Source organism: Vibrio zhanjiangensis (assembly GCF_030161235.1).
Taxonomy (GTDB): Bacteria; Pseudomonadota; Gammaproteobacteria; order Enterobacterales; family Vibrionaceae; genus Vibrio; species Vibrio zhanjiangensis.
Map to the genome: position 1 here is coordinate 46,633 of NZ_BSPW01000084.1, position 23,130 is coordinate 69,762.

Below are 23,130 nucleotides of genomic sequence, written 5' to 3' on the forward strand. Positions count from 1 at the left end.
CTGTCAGATACATCTTGTTAGAGAGTAGGTGATCAAATGGATAGAACGTCAAAGGCTTTGATAGCCATGCTACTCAGTGGAGGATTGATGGCTTGTTCCACCACAAGCCAGAAGCCTGAGGAGCCCCAACCTAAGCCCGCAATTGAAGAGCCCAAAGATAAGCCTGAAAGTCCAGAGGCTGAAAAAGATAAGCAAACTGCTGAAAAGCCCAAACCGGTCAAACCTCAACCTCAACCGAAGAAAACCGCGGATGGCAAGTTGATTTTAGGCCAGCAGGAATGGGTTTATGTCCCTGGTCTTGAAGAGAACTTCAAAGCACGCATTGATACTGGCGCAACGACCTCTTCGATAAGTGCAACAGATGTGGTCGAATTCGAGCGCGACGGACAAGATTGGGTCAAGTTCACTATCGAACATGACGGCAAAAAGAGCAAACAGATGGCGTTGCCTGTGGTGCGATGGGTTAAGGTTCGCCAGTCCAGTTCTGAAGAGTCTCAGCGCCGCGCTGTGGTCGAATCTTGGGTTCAGCTTGGGGATCTAAAAGAAAAAACCGAGTTTACTTTGGCCGACCGTACACATCTTAACTACCCCTTACTTTTGGGTAGAAGTTTTGTCACCGACGTGGCGATTGTCGATGTGAGTAAAGAGTTTGTGCAGAAAAAGCACAAGTAGGCAGTTTGAAAGTAAAACTCATCATTTAACGGCACCTTAAGGTGCCGTTTTTGTTATGGATATCGTGTTTTTTGAACGCAGTATCAGAACTCAGCGACATATTTCGCTAATCTTGCGCTTTGGACGAAGATGTAACATCGCAAGGGAAGTGTATTTCTAGTCGTTTGTCCCTATTTTTGTCGCTCAGCCGATAATGTCTGCTTATTCTCAAGGAGTCTTTAATGAAGTATTTATCGATGGCGGTGGTCATCAAACATGGTAAGGTTTTGATCCAAGAACGTTATCGCTCTAACCAAGGTATGGTGTTTGAGTTTCCCGGTGGTGAAGTAGAAACCAATGAGTCGGGTACTGACGCTGCTATCCGCGAGCTATACGAAGAAACGCACATGAGTGGTTTATCTCACGCTGCAACTTATAGCGATATCAATGAGTACGGTGGCCGTATCTATTATGTGGTGTTACATGCCAGTAACGCTGATGAACCAAGCGCAAGCGACTCAAGCCGCCGGCAGACTTTTCATTGGCTTAGTTTGGACAATTTACCCATTGACGAATTTCACAAAGCCGATGTGAGTTTCATTCGTAAGCATTTAGCCAAGCATTTACAAAGAGAAGTGGGAGAAATGGTCTAATCGGATCATCCTTGATCTGACCCTTTCACTTTCCCATGAAAGGGTCATAAGCCAGTTATTGGATTTCGAGTAGTTCTACATCAAAGATCAAGGTCGAAGCTGGCGGGATAGGGCCCGTGCCTTTTTTTCCATATGCCAAGGTGCTCGGAATGAATAGACGGAATTTGTCGCCTTCAACCATATAAGTTAAGCCCTCTTGCCAGCCTTTAATAACTTGATTTAAACCAAATGAAATCGGCTCACCACGTTCGACCGAGCTATCAAAGACAGTGCCGTCGATAAGCGTACCATGGTAATGCACTTTTACCTTACTTTTGGGACTAGGATTGCTTGTGCCTTCACCTTTGGATAGCACCTTATATTGCAGGCCACTTTCGGTGGTAATAACGCCTTCTTGTTTGCCATTTTCCATTAGGAAGGCTTGGCCCGCTGCGAAGTTTTCTTCACCCGCCTTACTCGACACCAGAGTACGATAAATCATAAAACCTGCGAGTACCAAGATGACGATGGGAATAATAATTTTAGACATGAGGCTTTCCGTAATTGTTAGGGTTGTTGGATAAGATAGTTGATGGTGTTTGCTATGCCATCAAGATCTTTGTGTCCGGCAAGGAGTACCATGTACTTACCGTTTACAATAAAGGTAGGAACCGCATTAATCTGGCCTTTCTGTGATATTTCGGCGGCTTTTTCCATTGCATCCAAGACGGCTTTTTTCTGCGACTCCGTTAATTTATCGGGGCTGGCTAAAGCATGCGCCGTAAACGCATTATTGATCGCTTGCTCTTGCTGTTTAGGTGCTAAGTCGTAACCCATTTGTATTGCATCAAACATGGCTTTCATCATTTCGCTATTCGGCGTTTTTCCTAGCTGAGTTTGTGCGCTGTAGTAGATCATGGCACTGACTTGGGCACTTTGGTTAAAAATTACATGGACCTTACCAAACGTTTGATTGGTTGCGGCCTCAAGTTGCGGAATGGCTGGTTCCATATTCGCGCAGTGACCACAATTGAGAGAGAACACTTCGGTGACGACGGGTAGTTGATAAGCGGACAAATCGGTAGGTAAGCGTTCAAATTGTTTGCCCTCTTGAGGAAGGTTGCTCTGACCACAAGCTGCTAGCAGGGATATCAGAATAGCGCTTATTAAAGCCGGTATTGTTTTCATATTCAGCACTTTTTTGCTATCGAGAGAAATCTATAGGGTTAAGTCGATGATTCTACCTTGCAATAGCTGCGAAAAAAACACTTTACGTGGCGTATTTCTGTCATAAGCAAAGTCTTCATTTATAATTAAAGTATTTCCCAGTTCGCCGATATAAATGATGTATCGAAACAAAAAAGAATGGTGGGACGATGAAATACCTTGCTTTACCGCTTCTTTTGTTGCTTACCGGTTGTGGCAACCTTGCGAAAGAAATGCGTTATCTGTCAGACGATATGTTGGAAACCGCGCCCAAATCCGATATGGATGTTCGTCATCCGTCTTGGGGAGATGGGCCAAGAATGGTCACGTATTCCAGTGTCATGGGGTCATCAGGGCGTGAAGCAAATTATAGCGATTTACAAAACTTTTTAATGAAAAACGGTGTTGAGCATGAAGTGCTCCCCGGTGATCATCTGATGGTCAAACTTAAAGATACCATCAAATTTAGTACTGGGTCGTCGATGGTTGAGCCTAACTCAGCGCACTGGCTCAATATGATGGGCAGTTATTTGTCGACTCAGCCAGGCATTGATATTGTGATTGATGGCCACACGGATAACACAGGTGCACCCTCAAATAATGATGTGTTATCAATGAAACGAGCAAAGGCGGTAAAACAGCAATTGGTTCGTAATAATGTTTCTATGGACTCTATTTTCACTCGTGGGTATGGTGAATATGTCCCTGCCTGTTCAAACGGTACCCGTGCTGGAAAAGCGTGTAATCGCCGTGTTGAAGTATTATTCATCGTATCGAATTAAAGATAAAATTCGCACTTCAATAAAGCCACAACTAGACTTTGCTTTGTAGCCTTAGCTGTTTGTCTGGTTTAATGTGGAAAGCAAATGTCTGACTGTGTAGATACTACATCAAAATTTATACTTCTTTATCTATTGCTATTATTATCACCTTTAGCCGTTGCTGCTCAGCCGTTGACCATTACGGTGAGCGAATATCCCCCATACCATTCGAAAGATTTGCCGAGTTTTGGCATTAACGCTCAAATTGTCACCGCAGCGTTTGAAAGCCAAGACGTAGAGATTGAATACATCCAAATGAGCACATGGAAGGAAGCGTTTGATTATGCAGCGCAAGGAAAGGCAGACGCAGCCGCTTTGTGGGAATACAACCAAGCTCATAAGCAAGATTTTTTAATCAGTGATCCCGTGTATAAAATTAGCGCCCATTTCTTTTACAACAGGAAAATGGATTTCGATTGGCGCAGGGTCAGTGACTTAAAAGGGTACAACATCAGTGCACTCACTGGTGGTTATTATGGTGATGCTTTTGAGGCAGCAGAAAAGACTCAAGAGATAAAGGTGGTTCGGGTTTATGATGAAGTAGAAAATGTCAAAAAGCTTGTCGACGGCTCAATCGACCTTGCGCCATTGTATATCACCAGCTTCAACTATGTTTTAAAGACACAAGGCTTAGGTGATCGAAGAGCTGAGTTCACCTATCACCCGAAACCACTATTTACCAACTCCGTCCACTTGCTGATGCCGAAAGCAAATCCTCAAAGCCAATATAATATGGTGTTATTCAATGAGGGATTAAAAGTAATAAAAGCGAATGGCGCTCTGCAATCTATTCTAAACGTTCACCTTAACTACCGCTAATCACCATCTGTACATCAGTAATACTTTCGATATTTTTCGTTAACGCTCATTTTGAATTCGACATCAATAGTTCAAAGTGAGACACACAATGAAGATTTGGCATAGTCGCTGGCACTTATATACGATTCATTGCTAACGGTGCGAACTATGGCTTTATCGTATCCAAGAGTAAGGGGAATTAAGGGGGGGGGACTCTGTTCACTCATAAGTGACCCTAGCTTTAGTTTGATTTTAATTGTTAACACAAAGTGTAAAATTGGAGTTAATTAACAAATTAAAGAACATAAATGCAACAAAATGCGCTCGAACGCTCATTAATGAATGGTGGACGTTTCATCTCTTGGTTAGGTGTGCAGAATACCAATCGCAATATTAATAAAACCAATGTACCCATTAGTGTAAACAAGGACTCTTACTATGACGGACAGAAAAACCAGTTTGCTTGGCGAATGTATTGCCGAGTTTATAGGGACTGGATTACTGATATTCTTTGGTGTGGGCTGCGTAGCAGCGTTGGTATTAACTGGTGCACAGTTTGGCCAATGGGAAATCAGCATCGTGTGGGGCTTCGGTGTGGCAATCGCAATCTACTGTACCGCAGGCGTTTCTGGAGCACATATTAATCCCGCGGTAACAATAGCGCTGGCAGTTTTTCATGGATTTGATAAAGCGAAAGTGGTTCCTTATATCATAGCGCAAATGCTGGGTGCATTTTGTTCAGCTGCTTTGGTCTATGGCTTATATAGCAACTTATTTATTGATTATGAAATTACCCATGGTTTTATTCGCAGTAGTCAAGAGGCGTTAGCAACGGCAGGCATATTTTCAACTTATCCCAATGCTTCGTTGTCATTTTCTGGTGCTTTGGCCGTGGAGTTTGTTATTACCGCCGTACTGATGTTCGCTATCTTAGCACTGGGTGATGAGAATAATGGAGCAGCAAGAGGGCCAATGAACCCGTTATTGATTGGTGTACTGATTGCGGTCATTGGTAGCTCACTTGGTCCACTCACTGGATTTGCTATGAACCCAGCACGAGATTTTGGACCGAAACTTTTTGCTTACCTAGCGGGTTGGGAGTTTGCACTAACGGGTGCTAAGGATATCCCATATTTCATTGTTCCTATCTTGGGGCCTATTGCTGGTGCATGCTTCGGCGCATGGGTTTACCCGAAAGTCATTGCCCAATACTTACCCACAACGGGAACTGGCTGCACGATTCCTAATCAGTGTGATGATGTTAAAGAGAGCGTCGAAGCTCATAGCTAATAAAAAATTTTTGATTTATATATTGAAATAGAAAGGAAATGATCATGACGGAGCAAAAATATATTGTCGCGCTCGATCAGGGAACGACCAGCTCCCGCGCAGTTGTACTTGACCATGATGCTAACATCGTCAGTGTTTCTCAGCGAGAATTTACGCAAATATATCCTCAGGCGGGCTGGGTTGAGCATGATCCAATGGAAATTTATGCTACCCAAAGCTCAGTGTTGGTAGAAGCCTTGGGTAAATCGGGTATTCGTAGTGACGAAGTTGCGGCTATCGGCATAACCAACCAACGTGAGACCACCATAGTTTGGAATAAAGAGACAGGAAAGCCCGTATATAACGCGATTGTATGGCAATGCCGCCGGACGGCTGTAATATGTGAGGAGCTTAAAAATCGCGGATTGGAAGAGTATGTTCGCGAAAATACAGGGCTTGTTTTAGATCCTTACTTTTCAGGTACAAAAATTAAATGGATTCTCGATAATGTTGACGGCGCCCGACAACAAGCAGACGAAGGTAAACTTCTCTTCGGTACAGTTGACACTTGGCTGCTTTGGAAAATGACTCAGGGCCGAGTTCACGTCACCGATTATACCAATGCTTCTAGAACTATGTTATTTAACATCAACACACTTCAGTGGGACGAAAAGCTGCTTCAGGAGATGGATATTCCTTTATCCATGATGCCAGAAGTTAAGAAATCATCAGAAGTGTATGGGCAGACCAATATTGGTGGTAAAGGTGGTACGCGAATTCCTATTTCAGGTATCGCAGGAGATCAGCAAGCCGCTTTATTTGGTCAAATGTGTGTCCATGCAGGGCAAGCGAAAAATACCTATGGTACCGGCTGCTTTTTGTTAATGAATACAGGCCAAGAGAAGGTAACGTCAAAGAATGGCTTACTTACCACACTGGCCTGTGGGCCAACTGGCGCTCCTGCTTATGCTCTTGAAGGTGCGGTGTTTATGGGAGGCGCATCTATTCAGTGGCTTAGAGATGAAATGAAGTTACTGGCCGATGCAAAAGACTCAGAGTATTTTGCGACTAAGGTAGAGACATCGAATGGCGTGTACGTGGTACCAGCTTTCACGGGCCTTGGCGCTCCGTATTGGGATGCGTATGCGCGAGGAACCATTGTTGGTTTGACTCGAGGTGTTAATTCCAATCATATCATTCGCGCTACCTTAGAAGGAATTGCCTATCAAACGCGTGATGTACTGGATGCAATGCAAGCCGACTCAGGCATAAAGCTTGAGGCGCTTCGAGTCGATGGCGGCGCAGTTGCCAATAACTTTCTTATGCAATTTCAATCTGATGTGCTGGATACTCAAGTACTTCGTCCACAAGTAACCGAGGTAACCGCTTTAGGAGCCGCATATCTTGCTGGCTTAGCGGTGGGATTTTGGGATAGTCTAGATGAACTGGAAGATAAAGCAGAAGTAGATAAGATCTTTGTCCCACATCATGATGAAGAAAAGCGTAGCCGTCGATATAAAGGTTGGAAGCGTGCAGTGAAATGTGCTCAAGTCTGGGCACAGATGCATGATGAAGAAGATTAAAACCTTTTCTAGGTATGTAAAAATGCCCGCTTAAGTGTAGCGGGCATTGTTCAAATGGATAGCTGTCAGATCAGGTCTGAATTAGTACAGATTACTTTCTATCATATCCATATTCAGTTTTGCATTACTAGGATCATACGCATCCATGGAAAATCTAATTTCCTCTCCGAATTTAGTTTGTTTCTCCGAATGAATAGCATTTGGGTCGGAATTTATATCAAAGACATCGGCGATGAGCTGTTGATTACATACCCCAGCTCTAAATTCATCAATAGCATCAATTAAACGGTCAAGAGGTATCGCTTGCTTACCTTTCACGCTCATCCAGTCCGACAAACTTAACTCGCTCGTTACACCAAAACCTGCATCTGATTGATAAAGGTAAACCCTTGTATTCTCACTTGATTGAGCGGGAATATCGACGGTATAAGCATGCCCCATATTGGGATCGTTTATCATTAAAATATAATTTTTTGAGGAGTCTCTATTTTCAACTTGCCTTAAAAGTTCCTCTTTTCCAGTAAAAGGAAGTTCTACTTTGGCTCTGCCTGTAGTCACTGTATCTAAAAAAAGTCTGATTATATTTTGGGCTGAAACACCGCAGACAGGATCTTGTTGACTTGGGTCACCACCAAGTATCACCATTACTTCTTCTCGAGACATACCCCATTCTTTGGCTGTGTCATCTATGTTTTTATACGCACGTTCTAAAAGTAATCCAGAATCAATCGAGCTAATGGGTGTGCCGCCTTCACCGTCATAGTTTACTATTTGATTAAACTTGGGATTATTTTTTCCTTCATATGCAAATTTAGCGACCAGTAAAGCTTGGTGGTGAGGAAGCCGTGTTTCATTTAACACTAAGTAATCATCCGTCACGTAGGGGGTGATAGTAACAACACCCCTTTGTTGTTTTGGTGGACTCTTATCGTCATTTCCAGCTAGTGATGGAAAAGAGATAGCATAAAAAAGAATCAGCATGCTGATGGGATTAAAATCTATTTTCATTTTTTGTCCTAAAGACCTTACTGTAACTTTATGAGTAATGTTCAAAATGGTAGCCATTGTAATAAAGGTCTGCTAAAACCCTATCAGGGATTACCCTGATTAGTAACCTGGTACTTGCTGTGTTTCATCTGGCAGAGAGCCTTGTTTGAACCAGCCAATTATTGAAAGTCAATGTACTTAAATAGGACAGGCACCCTAAGAAAAGTTGTGCCCCACCCAAACTACCTGTGAACACCGAAGAGGGTGAGTAGAGCACACACCAACGTCTAAGATTTCTAACACTTGGTACTTTCAGTTGTCTTTTTAGCACTCGACATTCTGTGTTTAATATTGCACAGTGAGTGCTACTTTAATGGACAAAAAAGGAATAGCGATGTTCAGTCACGTTATGGTCGGCGCAAATGATATTAATCAATCCAAGACTTTTTACGATGCCGTGATGGCCGTTCTTGGATATTCAGAAGGTGTGATGGATGACAAAGGCCGCTGCCTCTATGTAACAAAAGATGGTGTTCTTGGTGTCACTAAACCTATCAATGGTGAAGTCGCTACTCATGGTAATGGAATGACAATCGGGCTTAAAGTCAGCAGCCCTGACTTGGTGGACGCATGGCATGCAGCGGGTCTAGAAAATGGCGGCACAGCGTGTGAAGCCCCTCCCGGTATTCGTGAAAGCCGAGGGCGGACATTATATTTAGCTTACCTGCGAGACCCTGCTGGCAATAAGCTGTGTGCCACTCATATTGTTTCGTCCAATTAAGGAATAAGGTGATAGAGTGACGGAACATACTTGCGATGATAGTTGTAGTTTGGGTCATGTGAGTTTGAGTGAATTTGAATGGCATGATCTTTCTGTTGAAGAAGTCATGTTTAGTTCAAAAGGCTTAAAACTTACGCTATGCCCATTCAATGAAAGCTCTAAGGAGTATGAAAGTTATCGTCTTGAACTTGATGGGGAGCTTGATTATTGTATGGAAAATAGCTTTTCTAGTACCTCTTTAAATTGTTTAGAAATTACAACTCTAGATTATAGAGAATCAAAAAATGGCAAAATATCTGGAGTTTTAGGCTTCTTGCCGGGTGATGATGGATATTGGGAGATTCGTTTTAACAATGTGGCATGGCTATTAACAAAACTCAGTTTCTAACATATTCGCACGTCACTCAATAATTTAAGAACAATAGAGAAAACATATTTGTATAAAACTGTCAAAAAATGCGTAATCTGGTAGAACTGTAGATCTTGCTGATAAAGTGGGTGGATAGCAAGCACTGAGCCAAGCTTATATAGGCCAATCTCGAAATAAATAATAAGGATCTTGATGTCAAAAGTTGTTTTAAAGGGCTTTATTTTGGTCCTTGAATCAGAATTAGGGTTGGTTAAAAGTGAGCTCACCAACCATAAACGTCTAACGTTAGAAGAAGGAGGGTGCATCACTTTTCAGGTGACTGAAGATCCACAAAATCCACTGCGTTTTGATGTTTATGAAGAGTTTATCGATAGGGCTGCTTTTGACTATCACCAAGAAAGAGTCAAAGCTTCTCGATGGGGAAATGTCACCACAAATGTTCAGCGTTATTACGAGTTAGTTGAATAATTATGAGGCGGTGACGTATTGAGGTTTATTGTTCTGTATTAAAGAACAATGTTTTCTACTATGTTTGTTTTTCGTTTCAATTTATTCGATTAATCTGGCTTTACCTTGATAACACATTCGTTTCAACTTGGAGAGCCATTATGAATTTAATCAAGATTAAGCCAGCAATAGCGTTAGTGTCATTAGCCCTAGTGTCAGCAGCCCCTCAAGCTGCAACCACAGAAGATGCCAATCCTCAACCAATCTTACCTGCAAATGTCGTCAGTGTTTATAAAGCACCAGCGGATCGAGTGATTAGTGAAAGCCAGAAACAAAACGTATTACGAGCGGTTCGCAAGGCCAGTGAAGGTTGGAAAGCGGCGTTTAACCGCGGGGACGCAAAAGCGGCAGCGAGTTTCTATGAAACAAACAGTGTTGTCACTGCAATTCCATTTGGTATTTATATGGGTAAAGATGCTGCGCAAGGACTATGGGACTTCATTATTGGCAGCGGTTACAAAAACGTAGAGTATAAAAACACCCAAATTGAAGTGATTGATACTAACGCCGCTGTGCTCTCTGCTTCTTGGGAGATGAATAAAGCCTACGGGATTATTACCAAGGAGTTGTGGGTGGTGCAAGATGACGGCTCAGCTAAGCTAAGGGCTGACGAATTTGAAATCGTCGGTGCGAAGTAGTTTTTGTCCCTATAAGCGTACTTAACTACTCTCATTGTGGCGCTTTATTGCAATAAAGCGCCTATATATTTGCTAGGTTGTGTAAAACACTAAGCGACTATTTGGATGAGATATCAGCCCATTTCAGGCCAAATTTAGCCAAATATTTTTGTAGTCGACTCGAATCATTTGTTTGAGTTTTTAGAGTTCGGGTTACATTGAACAGCTCCCTTCCCGCAGAAGCCATACTAGAGTGTTTTTGGCAGACCGACAGTACGTAACCTAATTGGTTGATATCAAAATGATCAAGATGGTCTATTTGTTCACTCGCTAAATAATTGACTAAAGTATCCCGAGTTGCACTTGTCTCCTTTTGACGCCATATACATTTTAAACGCTGGATCTCATCATTAACATCGTCAACAGATATTCTTGATGAACTGGCAAGAGTACATAGCCGTGTGATTGAGGAGCTTAAATCTCTAAAATTGCCTGACCATATAGCTTGACCAGACGTTGCGAAGTTGACGAAAGTCGTTTTCGCTTCTTTATTAAATTGTACTCTTAGTCCAGATTTTTGTGCGTATAATTCAATTTCGTAGTCTATATTTGCTGGGATGTCTTCCTTTCTGTCTTTTAATGCAGGTAATTGGTACGTCCATAAATTAATTCGTGCCAGCAAGTCTTCTCTGAAAGTACCCAGCTTGACTTCTAGGTTGAGATCGCGATTGGTCCCTGTGATGAGTTGAAAATTGCTACCTACTGGTATATCACTTCCTACCGGATGAAACGTTTTGGTTTCGATCGCGTGTAGTAACATAGCTTGTTCTTCAAGACCTAATTCACCTATTTCATCCAAAAATAGAACACCGTTATTCGCTGTTAACAAGAAGCCATCTCGGGATGTTTGTGCACCTGTAAACGCACCTTTAGTATGACCAAACAAAGCAGCCATTGCATTGATGCCTTTGAGGGTTGCACAGTTTACGGATACTAGTTGACCAGTAACCATTGAGCGGTGTTTTTTCAATTGATAGATACGAGTCGCCAACTGACTTTTCCCCGATCCTGTTGGGCCCATAAGTAAAATAGGATCGCTTGAGCGTATGGCAACTTTTTCAATTTGTGTGATTAGGCTGTTGAATGCAGTATTACGAGTTTCGATACCGCCTTTTAAAAACACTTTTCCCTCTTGGTGTTCTATATCAAATCGGCTGGCGAGCTGATCATATTTAGATAGGTCCAGATCAATTATCTGTGCTTGCCCAATCGATCTATTTTCGTTGCTGTTATCTGGCGATGTTTGAATTAATCGGCCAGGAAAGTGTCGACTTTCTGTTAGGAGAAAACTGCAAATCTGTACGACGTGGGTGCCCGTCGTTATATGAAAAAGATAGTCATTGGTGTCGGTATCAAATTCTTGTTGCTGACACCAGTCAAATAGTTTGGCGTACACTTCTTCAAAATCCCAAGGATTAGAGAAATTCACAATATGGAGGCAGATACTGGTGTTAGGAGCAATAGTTTCTATATCGGCCGCTACATTGTTAGCTAACCTCTGGCTATGGTTGTCATGCAGGATATGAAGCTCATCAATAATCAGATGTTTTTGACTGCAGAGACTCACATTAGGACGCCACCGAGTCCATCTATTCACTCGCTTGCCAACATAGTCTAGCTGAGTGCCTATCAGGCTAACGGCTACTTTCTTCTTCATTACGACTTATCTATTTGGATACATTGCCTATCCTAAATAGTATGTTTTGGAGGTGATGATATCAATGACTAATTTAAGATAAAGAGAAAAAAATAAAATAAAGTCTTAATTAACAATTGGATAGAAAATAGATATATCTTTTGAAACTTTTGGCACATAGATTGATAAGACTGCTATGCCTCGTTTTATGAAGATGGATAAATCGACCCAAAGATTGCTATATAAAGGTTGTATCCCCTCAACAAAAAAACAGGCGCGATTGATTAAGTCAGGCTAGATAGGGCAAAGAAAAATGTGCAGTAACTATAGAGTAATCGAACAAGAGGGAAGAGCAAAAATAAAGGCTTGGACAAAAGGAGTACCTTTTGAAGAGAGGGCTCAACAACAATTAAGCAATATTGCCAGTATGCAACTCATTCACTCCCATATTGCCGTGATGCCTGATGTTCATTTAGGAAAAGGAGCAACGATAGGTAGTGTGATTCCATCTGTCGATGCAGTAATTCCCGCAGCCGTTGGTGTAGATATTGGCTGTGGTATGGTCGCAACGAAAACGACACTCAGTGCCAACCAGTTACCAGACAACTTGGCAGGAATAAGACATGCATTTGAGGCTGCGGTTCCCCATGGCAGAACAGGTGGAAAAGGGAAAGCAAGAGATCGAGGAGCTTGGAACAATATTCCTGATGTTGTTGCTGAGGAATGGAAAAAGCTAGAGGTACGTTTTGACAAGATATGTGAAAAGCACCCTGCCATACGTAAGAGTAATCATGTTAAGCACTTAGGTACCATGGGCACGGGAAATCACTTTTTGGAGCTTTGTCTTGATGAAAATGATGCCGTTTGGCTCATGCTGCATTCTGGCAGCAGAGGAGCAGGAAATAGAATTGGCACTTACTTTATTGAGCTAGCCAAAAAAGAAATGCAGCGTCATCAAATCAATTTGCCAGATGTAGATTTAGCCTATCTCCGAGAAGGGAGTGACTATTTTGATGATTATGTTGAAGCAGTAGAGTGGGCCCAAGATTTTGCTGAAAAAAATCGGCAGATCATGATGTTTAATGCTTTATCGGCATTGAAAAAACTCATACCTGTTGATTTTTCTACGGCTGAACTTGCTGTGAATTGTCATCACAACTACATCTCTCGTGAGCATCACTTTGGTAGAGATTGCTATGTGACTCGAAAAGGTGCACTAAGAGCAGAAAAAGGTGAAATGGGAATTATTCCGGGCAATATGGGAGCACGATCTTTTATCGTACGAGGTTTGGGTAATCCAGAAAGTTTTAATAGCTGCAGCCACGGTGCTGGACGAGTTATGTCAAGAACACAAGCCAAAAAAATTTACAGTATCGACGATCACATAGCTGCTACACAAGGTGTTGAATGTAGGAAAGATGAATCAGTCATCGATGAAATTCCTTATGCCTACAAAAACATTGATAGGGTGATGGAGGCTCAAAAGGACTTGGTGGAAATTGTCTATACATTGAAACAAATAATATGCGTCAAGGGATAGAAAAATGATAGATGTACAGACAAAGAAAGAGATTCTTCGCAGATTGGCGGCTGCGGAAATAGAGCATGATATAAAAGTAATATATGCCGTTGAGTCGGGAAGCCGGGCGTGGGGTTTTGCTAGCCCAAATAGCGATTATGACGTGCGGTTTATCTATGTGCGCAAGCAAGACTGGTACCTTTCAGTTGATGTTGAAGATAAGCGAGACGTTATTGAATATCCCATCGTAGATGAAATGGATATTAGTGGTTGGGATATACGTAAGGCACTAAAACTATTTTGGAAGTCTAACCCTTCATTCATCGAGTGGCTGCAGTCTCCAATAGTTTATAAAGATGATGACTTTTTCGTCCACAAAGCGAGAGAACTGTTGCCGACCATTGCAGTTTCACAAAAGGGTATATATCACTACCTAAATATGGCGAAGGCTAACTTTCGCGAATACTTGTCAAAGGATTGCGTGCTTTTAAAAAAGTATTTTTATGTGTTGAGGCCATTATTGGCAGTTATGTGGCTTGAAAAATATGATCAGCCAGCACCAATAGAATTTGAAAAGCTGCGTAATTTAGTTGCTGGTAACACTCCTTTAGATGAGGCAATTACAGAGTTGTTGGAACGCAAGAAAGCATGTTTAGAAACAGAGCATATTCCCAAATTACCGCTAATCAACCAGTTTATTGAATCAGAATTAGATCGACGTGAACCTTGGGTTGCAAGCCAAAAAGATCGTGATGCAGACTTTGAAGTTCTAAACAGATTATTCAAAGCCGTGTTAGAAAGAAATGAAAAGCGATCGATTTACAACAGATCTCTTTAGGAAACGAATACATGATAAATGGAACGTGTAAGAGCCGTGTCAGAAAAAGAGCGGATCAAATTAAAAGTTATCGCTGCAAAAACTTAATTGCAGTGCTGGAATACCCGACGGATATAAAAAACATCGGAACCGTGATTCGAAACGTCAATGCCTTGGGTATCGAGAAAACGTATATTGTGGACCCGAAAAAATCATTACCAGATGATTGGAGTGAAATGAGAAATAGGAAGTCATTGTCAAAAACATCGACTTCAGCGATCAAATGGAGTTTTGTTAAGCGCTTTGATAGCACAGAGGATTGTATTAGTCATTTGGAAAAAAATCGTTTCATTTCCGTGGTTACTTCTCCTCATATAAAGGGGAAGGATAACGTCGTACTACATGAGGGTGACTATACTTATCCTCGTTTAGCCGTTTGGTTTGGCAATGAATCTCGCGGTATTAGCGACCTTGCGGTGGCAAACAGCGAGTTTTGTATTTCTATTCCCATGTATGGAATGATTGAGAGCCTCAACTTAGGGACGACTTCAGGGATTGTATTGTATGAGGTAACAAAGCAAAGGCGTGCATTTCAAGTTGCTTATAAAAGAGCCATACGAGGTCCTAGAATAACTGGGCAGTTGAAAATCTAAATGCTCCCCCTAGTAAGGGGGGGAGCTTCTATCAATGAATATGAAGCAGAGAGTGTTATCGCAGCTTGGTTATATCTGGCTAAGGCGATCACTCAATGCTGCATATAGTTTTTCAATGTATTCGGTTAGAGATTGTTGATCGTCGTCGTAGATAAGTGGTTTGTTTTCATCGAGTTCTTTACCCAGAGTCTGATATACATTTGAATAAAACTCTCTGGTGGCAGGCGCTATGGTTTCATAACCTATATAGTGCCCAAACATTTTGTATGTTCTTAAGTCAATAGCTTGAACAGCAAAGATACTTGCGATAGCGAGGTAACGCTGGAAAATGTCAATGGACTCTCTAGCCAACATGGCCGAGCCAAAGCTATTTATATTTTGGTTGAATTGCTCGGCATGCGTTGCGTAATGGTCACAGTATGTATTTCCCAAAAAGGTTAATCTAGGCATCATAGAGTTCGCGCAGATTTGGAGGCCTTTTAGCCCCATATTGATATTTTTTTGAGTGTTACCGACCAGTGATTTGGGTAAGCCATTACTAAACTCAGGGTGAACCATCAATGCGATTTGTGAGTCGATATGCTTGGCCATCAGCCCAATATACTGGCGAACATGATCCATACCGATACCAATGTGCTGTGCTAGGAAGTTACCGCCATGAATGATTGTGTTGTTGACTGAATCAATAATTGGATTGTCCGTAACGGAATTGATTTCTTGAACAACCTGTTTTTCGATGTGTTCAAAGCCTTCAATAATAGGGGCTAGGTATTGACAAGCACATCTCAAAGAGTACCTATCTTGGGCTAGTTCGTGTGATTGATATTCCGATTGTCGTAATAAAAGTGAGCCATCGACGATCTTTCTTAGGCGACTTGCTACATCCAATTGTCCTTTATGCGGCTTAACTTGATGAACATATGGGTGCAAAAATTCTGTATTTGCTTGCATTCCCTGCATCACCGCACCATGAAACCAGAGTACATGTTCGATGAGTTTACCGATTTTGTGCATATTATTGACTGCAATTGCACTGGAAAAAGAGGTGCCATTAATCATAGCAAGTCCTTCTTTTCCCTTTAATTTTAGGCGGGGTAGGCCTAATTGAGCGAGGCCGCTTATCGCGTCAACGGACTGCCCGTTCAAATCCATAGTAAAAGCGTTGGATAGACCTGTCATAGCACCTGCCACATGGCTCAAAGGGACAAGGTCTCCACTAGCACCGATGGAACCATACTCGTAAACGTGTGGCGTTGCATGCAAGTTTAACATGTCGATAAGCCGTTCAATAAATTCTGCACGTATACCAGATGAACCATAAGAATGTGAGTGGGCTCGGATCAACATGGCTGCTCTTGTATCTTCCTTACTGAGAAGCTTACCTGTTCCAGCGTGAGTGAAATGGATCAGGTTTTCTTGAAGCGCCTCGATATTCTCCGCATCAATCCTAATGTCTGCCATGCCACCAAATCCCGAGTTCACGCCGTAGATCAGCGAGCCATCGTCGATAGCAGACTGGATAATATCGAATGACTGGTTGATCTTGGTTCGTACCTTTGCATCTGATGAAAGTGCGACGGAACGAGTTCCTTGAGCGACTTGAACGACTTCTTGTAGTGTTAAATTACCCTGACCGAGGATCAAACTGTTACCAAACTGATTTTTGTGATTATTCATCTCAATCCTTTATAAGTATATGATTTTATGTGACTAAGAAACGAGACAATATACTCTATCGATTTTATATTGTAGTGTGTGAGGTTAGTACTGGGATTTAACCTGTTATTTTAATGTGTATAATTTTCCCATTACCCAGTAGTGGTGAATTTTTGGTCAAATGTGCAGATTTACAAATACTATACTGGGATCTAGGTGGAAGAGGCATACGTATATTGGTAGCGGATATGAGACCAGTCTTAGGGATGGTTGTTTTACTATGTAATGTAAATGTGTGGCTTGCTGACTACACTCCATTTTGTCATTAGCAATACTATGAACTATAATTTCATATGAATGTTAACTCATAATAATTAGAAGATAAGTTGGTAGGCTAAAATGATAACAGACAGAGCAATGGAAGCCGAGTCTCTGGACTTTGGCCCGTTTCAATTTTTTACGTTGATCCTATCCATATACGTGTTGGTGGCGCTGCTGATTGAAGGCGTCATCGCCATACCTTCCCACATCGCCCACATTCTTTCGATTGCCGATAACCTTATATGTTTGATATTTTTGGCGGATTTCTTCATTCGTTTTAAACAAGCGCAAAGCAAAACGCAATTTATGAAGTGGGGCTGGATAGACCTATTAGCGAGCATCCCGATGTTTGATGTGTTCAGGTTTGGAAAAATCTTTAGGGTTGTGACAGTGTTACACATTTTGTGGGCAATGGGTTCGACCAAGATGGTGCTTTATCACCTGTTTCGTAATAAAGCTCAAGGCACGTTTTCTTTTATATCCTCAGTGTCTGTTATATTGATGATTTTTGGCGCAATTACTATGATAGAGCTTCAAAAGGGGCTTTATTAATCCTGCGAAAGGTCGTGCATGGATGTTTGTAGATGCTCAATAAATGCTACCACTTTCTTGGTTAGATGTTTTTGGGATGAATAGAATGCATTCAAGGTAAGGTCCTCTGGCATGTGATCCAATGTCAGCATGGTAAGCTGACCACTATCAATTTCGTTTTGGCAAAACTCCAATGGCAAAATGGCCACACCCAATCCAGCAAGTGCTCCTTGTTTTGCAAGCTGACCACTGTTTACTCTAAAGGGAGATGACACTTTCTGTGTCACAGTCTCACCTTGTTCGCTTTTAAAGATCCAAGGTGACCCACCTAAGACCGATAAACTACTGATGCATGGCAGGTTAGGTAAGTCACTAATATGAAGCGGCTGTGGATAAGAGCGCAATAAGTTTGGTGCTGCTACCACGACACTTGGCCAACGAGCAATTTCTCGTGCAATCCAGCTGCTGTCCAGTAAAGAGCCCCTATGGAAGCTTAGAAAGACATCAAAACCGTCCAGTAGGTCTCGATTGGGATTGAGGCTAGTATCACAACACAATGAAATGCCGGGATGAGCCAGACAAAAGGCGACCACTGCACTTGCCAATTGAGGAGAATCAGGCATGAGTACTCTCAGCTGACCAAATGTCTCATGACTGTGATGAGTAACATCGTTTAACGCATCGTTAAGCTTTTCAAAAAGGGGGTGAGTCCTGTTATACAGTTGACTTCCTGCTGGAGTTGGTGAGGTTTTACGAGTGGTTCTATTAAATAGCCGAGTATTCAGGGTATCTTCGAGTAGAGCGATGTGTCTGCTGACATTTGATGTCGGCAATCCAAGAAACTCAGATGCTTTCTTAAAACTGCTATTTTCATAGACGCAATGAAAGCTTCTTAGCCATTGTTGATCAACCTTCTCTAGCATAAGTTATCCCATTTTATTGGATTATCGGTTCAATAATTACCACTTTATTATCAATTTTGGCTTAATACAATGTGATTTATGGAGTGAGTGGAGCTTGCTTGAAGCTGCTGACGATTGTTATCCAATTAAATGGCATGAAAATACCCAATGACTTGGCTAGAGAAATTATTTGAACAGAACAATATAATTAAAGCACGCAAGACCTTAATACCTGAGGGTGTTTGGATGCAATGTCCCGAATGTGCGACAACATTATATCGAGCTTTTATTGAACAAAACTTATATGTATGCCCCGACTGCGCGCATCATATGAGAATGCCAGCTCGACGAAGGCTGGAGTGTTTTCTTGACAAAGATGAGTTAGCAGAAATTGGTGCTGACTTAACGCCTAAGGATGTTATCGGGTTTAAAGATGTAAAGCGTTATAAAGAGCGTTTGCTAGTGGCGCAAAAAAACACGGGTGAAAAAGATGCGCTGATCGTCATGAAAGGTAAGTTACATGGCTTGCCCATTGTTGCTTGTGCGTTTGAATTTTCTTTTATGGCCGGTTCAATGGGATCGGTGGTTGGCGCAAGGTTTGTTAAAGCCGTTGAAATTGCGATAGCAGAGAAGTGCGGGTTAGTGTGTTTTTCAGCTTGTGGCGGAGCGAGAATGCAGGAGTCTTTGATGTCACTGCTGCAAATGTCAAAAACCAGCGCCGCTTTGGGGCGTTTATCGGAGTTGAGGTTACCCTATATTTCAGTGCTGACTGATCAGACATTTGGTGGTGTGTCAGCAAGTTTAGCCATGCTAGGAGACATCAATATTGCTGAGCCAAAAGCCCGAATTGGTTTTGCTGGTCGGCGTGTGATTGAGCAAACTGTGAGACAAAAATTACCCGATGAATTTCAGAGGAGTGAATTTCTACTAGAGCATGGCGCGATCGATATGATTGTCGATAGAAGAGAGATGCGCCAGCGAGTCGCGAGTTTACTCTCAAAGTTGACTAACCAGACCTTAAGTTGCACGTAAATAGTACGGCGACCGGTGAATAAAAAATGTCTTATGTAATCGTTTTCCAATTTCAACACGTACAATACTGTAGACTGATCAAGGAGAAAACGATATGGAATTGCAAATCGAATCATTGGAAGGCGGTATCTACTTAGCGTATTCTGTGGATGGAAGTGCTCGTAAACTTCTTCGTGACAGTAAGCACGATCCTCTCAAGTTTTCGAGCTTATGTCAGGCAAAAGAACATTTTAAAGATCAGCAATACCGTAGTGCGAGCCTAATTCATCAAAGCGCGTATGATGAAATGTGTGGTGAAAGTATTTCAGCAGGTATCCCACTGAAAACTGACCTTAAATGGTATTGAGTACAGTCGGAAACTCTATCGTTGAGGTTAATTGTTATTAAAATCTTATCATTTTTGGTCTAAATCAGGCTGACAAACTCAGATTGATGTGTTTGTCAGCCTAACTCTTTACCTATGCAGTGCAAGTGAGACTTTAGACGTTGGCTTTCGACCTAGCACTTGGCTAATCTCCCAACCCGCTTCAACAAGTTGCGGTAGGTTGATACCAGTTTCGATACCTAATCCGTGGCAAAGATAGACCACATCTTCGGTTGCTACGTTACCGGATGCCCCAGCCGCATAAGGACATCCGCCAAGTCCAGCAACGCTGCTATCAATGACCCGAACGCCCATATGCAGGGATTGATATATATTAGCTAGCGCTTGCCCATAGGTGTCGTGAAAGTGCACCGCGATACGTTCAATCGGTACTTGAGTCGTGACAGCATTGATGACCTTGGCAACTTGCAGTGGAGTCGCCGTTCCTATGGTGTCACCGAGTGATACCTCTCGACAACCCAGATCAATCAGATCCTTAGCGACCTTTGCCACTTGTTCGGGGTCAGTTGGCCCATCATAAGGGCAGTCGACGATACAGGATAAATATCCTCTAACGGGGATGTCCTTCAACTGGGCTTGCTCAATCAAGGGTTTGAACCTTGCCAGACTTTCTTCGATGGAGCAGTTGATGTTTTTGTGGCAAAACCCTTCTGAGGCGGATGTAAATACAGCAACCTCATTTGCGTTTGCCTCTGTTGCTTGCTCAAGTCCTTTTAAATTGGGCGTGAGAGCGGCATAACAAATATTGGATTCACGTTGGATTTTTTGCATGACATCCAATGAGTCAGCCATTTGTGGCACCCACTTGGGGGAGACAAAGGCACCGGCCTCAATATAAGTCAGTCCACAAGAAGAGAGCCGATTAATAAGATCGATCTTAGCCTCTGTAGAAACCGTCTTTTCGTTTTGTAAGCCGTCGCGAGGACCCACTTCGACAATCTTTACTGATTTAGGTAGCTTTAGGGTCATGATGAGCCCTCATTTACCCAGCTCGGTGAGCGCTTGTCAAAAAATGCGCTTAATCCTTCTTGTCCCTGCTCTGAAACGCGAACCCTGGCAATCAGTTCGCTGGTGTAATGAATTAGCTCTGGGTTGATTGGCTTAGCGTCGCATTCTTGAATAAGCTGCTTGGCTTTGATCATGGCAGCTGGGCTGTTGGAGACGAGATGAGAAATAATATCTTCAGCACGCTCATTCATTTGCTCTGGCGACACTATTTCATGAATTAGCCCCAAAGCCATGGCTTGTTGTGCATCAAAGCGCTCTGCAGTGAGCATATAGCGCCGTGACTGACGAGGACCTATGGTGCGGTTAACATAAGGGCCTATGGTCGCAGGTACTAAGCCGAGTTTTACTTCGCTTAGACAAAATAGTGCGCTGCTGTCGGCCAATGCAATATCACAGCAACAAATGAGTCCTAAGGCCCCACCAAAAGCGCAGCCGTGGATAAGAGCAAGCGTCGGATGAGGAAAGTTGTCAAGGCATTGCATAAGAAATGCAAGCCTTTCAGCATCTTGGCGATTTTCTTGCTCAGTTTTGCTGGCCATAGATTTCATCCACGCCAAATCCGCACCAGCAGAGAAATGTTTGCCATTTCCCTGCAAAATGAGGTACCGAACCATGCTGTTTTGTGCAAGGGATTCTATGGAGTCAATCAAGGCTTCAATAACGTCAGCGTTAAACGCGTTGTGTTTATCAACGCGATTAAGGGTCAATCTTGCAATGCCCCTTGAATCGACGTGGCAGTCTAGGTATGGCCTGTCCTTGGTGTTGTTCATACCTTATCCTTACATTCTAAAAATGCCAAATTGGCTATCGGGAATGGGGGCTTGAGCAGAGGCTTTCAGCGCTTGCGACAGCACATCTCGAGTTTGTTTGGGATCGATAATGCCATCATCCCATAGCCGAGCACTGGCGTAATAGGGATGCCCTTGTTGTTCATAAAGATCAACAATCCCTTTTTTGAATTGGTTTTCTTGAATCTCAGACCATGGCTCACCTTGGCGTTTTAAGACCTCTCTTTTTACTTGGGTTAATACGCCGGCAGCTTGTTCTCCACCCATGACAGATATTCTGGCATTGGGCCACATCCACATGAGTGTTGGGTCATAAGCCCGACCACACATACCGTAATTGCCCGCGCCGTATGAACCACCAATAATAATGGTAAATTTAGGCACATCTGCACAGGCAACGGCCATGACAAGTTTCGCCCCATGCTTGGCAATACCACCTTCTTCGACTTTCTTACCAACCATGAAGCCAGTAATGTTTTGTAAAAAGAGCAGCGGAATTTTGCGTTTGGCACACAGTTCAATAAAGTGCGCCCCTTTTTGCGCTGACTCAGCAAATAAAATCCCGTTATTGGCGACGATCCCAATCAGTCTGCCTTCAATTCGAGCAAACCCGCAGACGAGCGTGGTACCGAATAAGGCTTTGAATTCATCAAAATCTGAGTCATCGACAATGCGAGCGATAATTTCTCTTACGTCAAAAGACAAGCGTAAGTCGGAATTCACAATGCCATAGATATCGTCGGCTGGGAGTCTAGGCGGTAGAATTTTGTCAACGGGCGGTTGGCTGGCAACTTGGTTACAACTGGCGATGGCTTCTCTAGCCATATGCATCGCTTGTTGCTCATTTTCAGCATAATAATCCGCAACTCCTGATTTTCTACAGTGAACGTCAGCCCCACCAAGTTCTTCATCTGTAACAATTTCTCCAGTCGCCGCTTTGACAAGCGGAGGACCAGCAAGGAAAATAGTGCCTTGTTTCTTCACAATCACAGACACATCGGCCATGGCTGGTATGTATGCACCTCCAGCGGTACAAGGCCCGAGGACCACGGCGATCTGAGGGATACCCTTGGCAGACATGCGAGCTTGATTAAAGAAAATACGGCCAAAATGGTCTTTATCCGGAAAAACTTCGGCTTGATGTGGCAGGTTGGCACCACCTGAATCGACCAAATAGACGCAAGGCAAGTTGCATCTCTCAGCAATTTCTTGTGCTCGCAAGTGTTTTTTGACGGTGAGTGGATAGTAGGTCCCCCCTTTTACTGATGGATCATTGGCGAGTATCATACAAGGCACGCCTTTGATTTGACCGATACCCGCGACAACGCCAGCACAAGGGATGGATTCTTCATACACTTCCCAAGCCGCAAACTGACCAACTTCAAGGAACTTTGATCCTGAATCGAGAAGGAGTTGGATACGTTCTCGGACAGGGAGTTTGCCTTTTTGTCGTTGTCTCTCAACAGCTTTAGGACCACCACCTTGTTTGAGGCTTTCTATATCAGCGCACAGTTTTTCAACCAGCCCTGTCATTGCTTGTTGATTTTTAACAAATAATGGGGAATCGGTTTTTATCTTAGTCTTAATTACAGCCATAACA

The 23,130-nt window shown here is 42.7% G+C and carries 25 protein-coding genes; 16 read left to right on the top strand and 9 right to left on the bottom strand.

The annotated features are described in order from the left end of the window. Positions 1–36: 36 nt before the first annotated feature. Both QQK21_RS18585 and QQK21_RS18590 read left to right on the top strand, forming a co-directional pair. Positions 37–672: an ATP-dependent zinc protease family protein gene (locus tag QQK21_RS18585; protein ID WP_284193674.1), complete on the top strand. Its 636-nt coding sequence runs from the start codon at positions 37–39 to the stop codon at positions 670–672. Positions 673–893: 221 nt separating this feature from the next. Next, positions 894–1,304, top strand: coding sequence for an NUDIX hydrolase (locus QQK21_RS18590; protein WP_284193675.1), 411 nt, complete (start codon positions 894–896; stop codon positions 1,302–1,304). A gap of 55 nt (positions 1,305–1,359) precedes the next feature. On the opposite strand, the gene bamJ is transcribed toward QQK21_RS18590, so the two are convergent. After that, positions 1,360–1,833: a BamJ family beta-barrel-assembly machinery protein gene (gene bamJ, locus QQK21_RS18595; protein WP_284193676.1), complete on the bottom strand. Its 474-nt coding sequence runs from the start codon at positions 1,831–1,833 to the stop codon at positions 1,360–1,362. A 17-nt stretch (positions 1,834–1,850) separates the two neighbouring features. Then, complete coding sequence (locus QQK21_RS18600) at positions 1,851–2,471, bottom strand: thiol:disulfide interchange protein DsbA/DsbL (protein WP_284193677.1); 621 nt, start codon at positions 2,469–2,471, stop codon at positions 1,851–1,853. A 188-nt stretch (positions 2,472–2,659) separates the two neighbouring features. Here QQK21_RS18600 and QQK21_RS18605 point away from each other — a divergent pair, with 188 nt between their 5' ends. The 4 genes from QQK21_RS18605 to glpK all read left to right on the top strand — a co-directional run bounded on the left by QQK21_RS18605 (position 2,660) and on the right by glpK (position 6,960). Next, positions 2,660–3,271 (top strand): OmpA family protein, encoded by a 612-nt coding sequence (locus QQK21_RS18605; RefSeq protein WP_284193678.1) that lies wholly within the window; start codon positions 2,660–2,662, stop codon positions 3,269–3,271. 84 nt (positions 3,272–3,355) lie between these two features. Continuing rightward, the gene (locus QQK21_RS18610; protein ID WP_284193679.1) at positions 3,356–4,129 is read left to right on the top strand and encodes a substrate-binding periplasmic protein; all 774 of its coding nucleotides are present in this window, start codon (positions 3,356–3,358) and stop codon (positions 4,127–4,129) included. A 417-nt stretch (positions 4,130–4,546) separates the two neighbouring features. Further along, on the top strand, positions 4,547–5,398 hold the full coding sequence (locus tag QQK21_RS18615) for an MIP/aquaporin family protein (RefSeq protein ID WP_284193680.1): 852 nt from the start codon (positions 4,547–4,549) through the stop codon (positions 5,396–5,398). A gap of 44 nt (positions 5,399–5,442) precedes the next feature. Continuing rightward, positions 5,443–6,960, top strand: coding sequence for a glycerol kinase GlpK (gene glpK / locus QQK21_RS18620; RefSeq protein WP_284193681.1), 1,518 nt, complete (start codon positions 5,443–5,445; stop codon positions 6,958–6,960). A gap of 81 nt (positions 6,961–7,041) precedes the next feature. Here glpK and QQK21_RS18625 read toward each other — a convergent pair whose 3' ends face one another. Continuing rightward, complete coding sequence (locus QQK21_RS18625; protein ID WP_284193682.1) at positions 7,042–7,968, bottom strand: cycle-inhibiting factor; 927 nt, start codon at positions 7,966–7,968, stop codon at positions 7,042–7,044. 373 nt (positions 7,969–8,341) lie between these two features. On the opposite strand from QQK21_RS18625, the gene QQK21_RS18630 reads away from it, so the two are divergent. From QQK21_RS18630 to QQK21_RS18645, 4 genes are all read left to right on the top strand, one after another. Continuing rightward, a complete protein-coding gene (locus tag QQK21_RS18630) occupies positions 8,342–8,728 on the top strand; it encodes a VOC family protein (protein WP_284193683.1) in 387 nt (128 codons plus the stop codon). 16 nt (positions 8,729–8,744) lie between these two features. Next, positions 8,745–9,116 (top strand): hypothetical protein, encoded by a 372-nt coding sequence (locus QQK21_RS18635; protein ID WP_284193684.1) that lies wholly within the window; start codon positions 8,745–8,747, stop codon positions 9,114–9,116. A gap of 174 nt (positions 9,117–9,290) precedes the next feature. After that, a complete protein-coding gene (locus QQK21_RS18640; RefSeq protein ID WP_284193685.1) occupies positions 9,291–9,566 on the top strand; it encodes a putative quinol monooxygenase in 276 nt (91 codons plus the stop codon). Between the two features lie 140 nt (positions 9,567–9,706). Next, on the top strand, positions 9,707–10,243 hold the full coding sequence (locus QQK21_RS18645; protein ID WP_284193686.1) for a Cif family virulence factor: 537 nt from the start codon (positions 9,707–9,709) through the stop codon (positions 10,241–10,243). A gap of 97 nt (positions 10,244–10,340) precedes the next feature. On the opposite strand, the gene rtcR is transcribed toward QQK21_RS18645, so the two are convergent. Next, positions 10,341–11,939, bottom strand: a complete 1,599-nt coding sequence (gene rtcR / locus QQK21_RS18650) for an RNA repair transcriptional activator RtcR (RefSeq protein WP_284193687.1) — start codon at positions 11,937–11,939, stop codon at positions 10,341–10,343. A 292-nt stretch (positions 11,940–12,231) separates the two neighbouring features. Between rtcR and QQK21_RS18655 the strand changes: the two genes are divergently transcribed. The 3 genes from QQK21_RS18655 to QQK21_RS18665 are packed head-to-tail and all read left to right on the top strand — an operon-like array spanning position 12,232 to position 14,907. Next, entirely contained in the window at positions 12,232–13,458 is a 1,227-nt protein-coding gene (locus QQK21_RS18655) for an RtcB family protein (protein ID WP_284193688.1), read from the top strand. A gap of 4 nt (positions 13,459–13,462) precedes the next feature. Beyond that, positions 13,463–14,275: a nucleotidyltransferase domain-containing protein gene (locus QQK21_RS18660; protein WP_284193689.1), complete on the top strand. Its 813-nt coding sequence runs from the start codon at positions 13,463–13,465 to the stop codon at positions 14,273–14,275. 11 nt (positions 14,276–14,286) lie between these two features. Beyond that, the gene (locus tag QQK21_RS18665; protein ID WP_284193690.1) at positions 14,287–14,907 is read left to right on the top strand and encodes a TrmH family RNA methyltransferase; all 621 of its coding nucleotides are present in this window, start codon (positions 14,287–14,289) and stop codon (positions 14,905–14,907) included. A 69-nt stretch (positions 14,908–14,976) separates the two neighbouring features. Here the strand turns inward: QQK21_RS18665 and QQK21_RS18670 are convergent, their stop codons facing one another. Then, complete coding sequence (locus QQK21_RS18670; RefSeq protein WP_284193691.1) at positions 14,977–16,584, bottom strand: HAL/PAL/TAL family ammonia-lyase; 1,608 nt, start codon at positions 16,582–16,584, stop codon at positions 14,977–14,979. Positions 16,585–16,962: 378 nt separating this feature from the next. Between QQK21_RS18670 and QQK21_RS18675 the strand changes: the two genes are divergently transcribed. Beyond that, positions 16,963–17,436, top strand: a complete 474-nt coding sequence (locus tag QQK21_RS18675) for a hypothetical protein (RefSeq protein ID WP_284193692.1) — start codon at positions 16,963–16,965, stop codon at positions 17,434–17,436. Here QQK21_RS18675 and QQK21_RS18680 read toward each other — a convergent pair. Beyond that, positions 17,433–18,338, bottom strand: a complete 906-nt coding sequence (locus tag QQK21_RS18680; RefSeq protein WP_284193693.1) for a LysR family transcriptional regulator — start codon at positions 18,336–18,338, stop codon at positions 17,433–17,435. The two genes, QQK21_RS18675 and QQK21_RS18680, sit on opposite strands and share 4 nt — an antisense overlap. Before the next feature lie 147 nt (positions 18,339–18,485). Here QQK21_RS18680 and accD point away from each other — a divergent pair, with 147 nt between their 5' ends. Together accD and QQK21_RS18690 are read left to right on the top strand one after the other, a co-directional pair. Beyond that, a complete protein-coding gene (gene accD, locus QQK21_RS18685) occupies positions 18,486–19,349 on the top strand; it encodes an acetyl-CoA carboxylase, carboxyltransferase subunit beta (protein WP_284193694.1) in 864 nt (287 codons plus the stop codon). A 94-nt stretch (positions 19,350–19,443) separates the two neighbouring features. Beyond that, entirely contained in the window at positions 19,444–19,695 is a 252-nt protein-coding gene (locus QQK21_RS18690) for a DUF6482 family protein (protein ID WP_284193695.1), read from the top strand. Between the two features lie 108 nt (positions 19,696–19,803). On the opposite strand, the gene QQK21_RS18695 is transcribed toward QQK21_RS18690, so the two are convergent. From QQK21_RS18695 to QQK21_RS18705, 3 genes are read right to left on the bottom strand one after another with little or no spacing between them, the layout of a single operon-like run. Next, the gene (locus QQK21_RS18695) at positions 19,804–20,703 is read right to left on the bottom strand and encodes a hydroxymethylglutaryl-CoA lyase (protein WP_284193696.1); all 900 of its coding nucleotides are present in this window, start codon (positions 20,701–20,703) and stop codon (positions 19,804–19,806) included. Continuing rightward, positions 20,700–21,512 carry an enoyl-CoA hydratase-related protein gene (locus tag QQK21_RS18700; RefSeq protein WP_284193697.1) on the bottom strand — a complete coding sequence of 271 codons (813 nt, stop codon included), beginning with the start codon at positions 21,510–21,512 and terminating at the stop codon, positions 20,700–20,702. Before QQK21_RS18700 ends, QQK21_RS18695 begins: the two co-directional genes overlap by 4 nt. Before the next feature lie 9 nt (positions 21,513–21,521). Beyond that, positions 21,522–23,126 (bottom strand): carboxyl transferase domain-containing protein, encoded by a 1,605-nt coding sequence (locus QQK21_RS18705; protein WP_284193698.1) that lies wholly within the window; start codon positions 23,124–23,126, stop codon positions 21,522–21,524. Positions 23,127–23,130: the final 4 nt, after the last annotated feature.

Bases quoted from the DNA above. Each gene is read 5' to 3' on its own strand.
- QQK21_RS18585 (WP_284193674.1), top strand. From the start codon at position 37: ATGGATAGAACGTCAAAGGCTTTGATAGCCATGCTACTCAGTGGAGGA.
- QQK21_RS18590 (WP_284193675.1), top strand. From the start codon at position 894: ATGAAGTATTTATCGATGGCGGTGGTCATCAAACATGGTAAGGTTTTG.
- bamJ (WP_284193676.1), bottom strand. From the start codon at position 1,833: ATGTCTAAAATTATTATTCCCATCGTCATCTTGGTACTCGCAGGTTTT.
- QQK21_RS18600 (WP_284193677.1), bottom strand. From the start codon at position 2,471: ATGAAAACAATACCGGCTTTAATAAGCGCTATTCTGATATCCCTGCTA.
- QQK21_RS18605 (WP_284193678.1), top strand. From the start codon at position 2,660: ATGAAATACCTTGCTTTACCGCTTCTTTTGTTGCTTACCGGTTGTGGC.
- QQK21_RS18610 (WP_284193679.1), top strand. From the start codon at position 3,356: ATGTCTGACTGTGTAGATACTACATCAAAATTTATACTTCTTTATCTA.
- QQK21_RS18615 (WP_284193680.1), top strand. From the start codon at position 4,547: ATGACGGACAGAAAAACCAGTTTGCTTGGCGAATGTATTGCCGAGTTT.
- glpK (WP_284193681.1), top strand. From the start codon at position 5,443: ATGACGGAGCAAAAATATATTGTCGCGCTCGATCAGGGAACGACCAGC.
- QQK21_RS18625 (WP_284193682.1), bottom strand. From the start codon at position 7,968: ATGAAAATAGATTTTAATCCCATCAGCATGCTGATTCTTTTTTATGCT.
- QQK21_RS18630 (WP_284193683.1), top strand. From the start codon at position 8,342: ATGTTCAGTCACGTTATGGTCGGCGCAAATGATATTAATCAATCCAAG.
- QQK21_RS18640 (WP_284193685.1), top strand. From the start codon at position 9,291: ATGTCAAAAGTTGTTTTAAAGGGCTTTATTTTGGTCCTTGAATCAGAA.
- QQK21_RS18645 (WP_284193686.1), top strand. From the start codon at position 9,707: ATGAATTTAATCAAGATTAAGCCAGCAATAGCGTTAGTGTCATTAGCC.
- rtcR (WP_284193687.1), bottom strand. From the start codon at position 11,939: ATGAAGAAGAAAGTAGCCGTTAGCCTGATAGGCACTCAGCTAGACTAT.
- QQK21_RS18655 (WP_284193688.1), top strand. From the start codon at position 12,232: ATGTGCAGTAACTATAGAGTAATCGAACAAGAGGGAAGAGCAAAAATA.
- QQK21_RS18660 (WP_284193689.1), top strand. From the start codon at position 13,463: ATGATAGATGTACAGACAAAGAAAGAGATTCTTCGCAGATTGGCGGCT.
- QQK21_RS18665 (WP_284193690.1), top strand. From the start codon at position 14,287: ATGATAAATGGAACGTGTAAGAGCCGTGTCAGAAAAAGAGCGGATCAA.
- QQK21_RS18670 (WP_284193691.1), bottom strand. From the start codon at position 16,584: ATGAATAATCACAAAAATCAGTTTGGTAACAGTTTGATCCTCGGTCAG.
- QQK21_RS18675 (WP_284193692.1), top strand. From the start codon at position 16,963: ATGATAACAGACAGAGCAATGGAAGCCGAGTCTCTGGACTTTGGCCCG.
- QQK21_RS18680 (WP_284193693.1), bottom strand. From the start codon at position 18,338: ATGCTAGAGAAGGTTGATCAACAATGGCTAAGAAGCTTTCATTGCGTC.
- accD (WP_284193694.1), top strand. From the start codon at position 18,486: ATGACTTGGCTAGAGAAATTATTTGAACAGAACAATATAATTAAAGCA.
- QQK21_RS18690 (WP_284193695.1), top strand. From the start codon at position 19,444: ATGGAATTGCAAATCGAATCATTGGAAGGCGGTATCTACTTAGCGTAT.
- QQK21_RS18695 (WP_284193696.1), bottom strand. From the start codon at position 20,703: ATGACCCTAAAGCTACCTAAATCAGTAAAGATTGTCGAAGTGGGTCCT.
- QQK21_RS18700 (WP_284193697.1), bottom strand. From the start codon at position 21,512: ATGAACAACACCAAGGACAGGCCATACCTAGACTGCCACGTCGATTCA.
- QQK21_RS18705 (WP_284193698.1), bottom strand. From the start codon at position 23,126: ATGGCTGTAATTAAGACTAAGATAAAAACCGATTCCCCATTATTTGTT.